General features: G+C 67.0%; 1 protein-coding gene. It reads left to right on the top strand.

The features are described from left to right. Positions 1–669, top strand: a 669-nt coding sequence (locus ACLB6G_RS20810; RefSeq protein WP_410358055.1) for an EF-Tu C-terminal domain-related protein, incomplete at its 5' end; no start/stop codon positions are given.

The following is a 669-nucleotide window of genomic DNA, read 5'->3' as shown; positions in this document are numbered from 1 at the left end:
GCGCTTGCCGCTCTTGAAGACAGCGACAAGAAGATCGGCGAGGACGCGATCCGCGAGCTGATGGCCGCCGTCGACGCCTACATCCCGACGCCGGAGCGTCCGATCGACCAGCCGTTCCTGATGCCGATCGAGGACGTGTTCTCGATCTCGGGCCGCGGCACGGTCGTGACGGGGCGCGTCGAGCGCGGCATCGTGAAGGTCGGCGAGGAAGTGGAGATCGTGGGCATCCGTCCGACGTCGAAGACGACGGTGACGGGCGTGGAGATGTTCCGCAAGCTGCTCGACCAGGGCCAGGCGGGCGACAACATCGGCGCGCTGCTGCGCGGCGTGGACCGCGAGGGCGTGGAGCGCGGCCAGGTGCTGTGCAAGCCGGGTTCGGTGACGCCGCACACGAAGTTCAAGGCGGAGGCCTACATCCTGACGAAGGAGGAGGGTGGCCGTCACACGCCGTTCTTCACCAACTACCGTCCGCAGTTCTACTTCCGCACGACGGACGTGACGGGCATCGTGACGCTGCCGGAAGGCACGGAAATGGTGATGCCGGGCGACAACGTGACGGTCGACGTGACGCTGATCGTGCCGATCGCCATGGAAGAGAAGCTGCGCTTCGCCATCCGCGAAGGCGGCCGCACGGTGGGCGCCGGCATCGTCGCCTCCATCATCGAGTGA

The sequence above is a fragment of the Zhengella sedimenti genome (assembly GCF_046506625.1).
Taxonomy (GTDB): domain Bacteria; phylum Pseudomonadota; class Alphaproteobacteria; order Rhizobiales; family Rhizobiaceae; genus Zhengella; species Zhengella sedimenti.
Note: the sequence above shows the minus strand (reverse complement) of the source record. Positions and strands in the feature narration are given on the sequence as shown.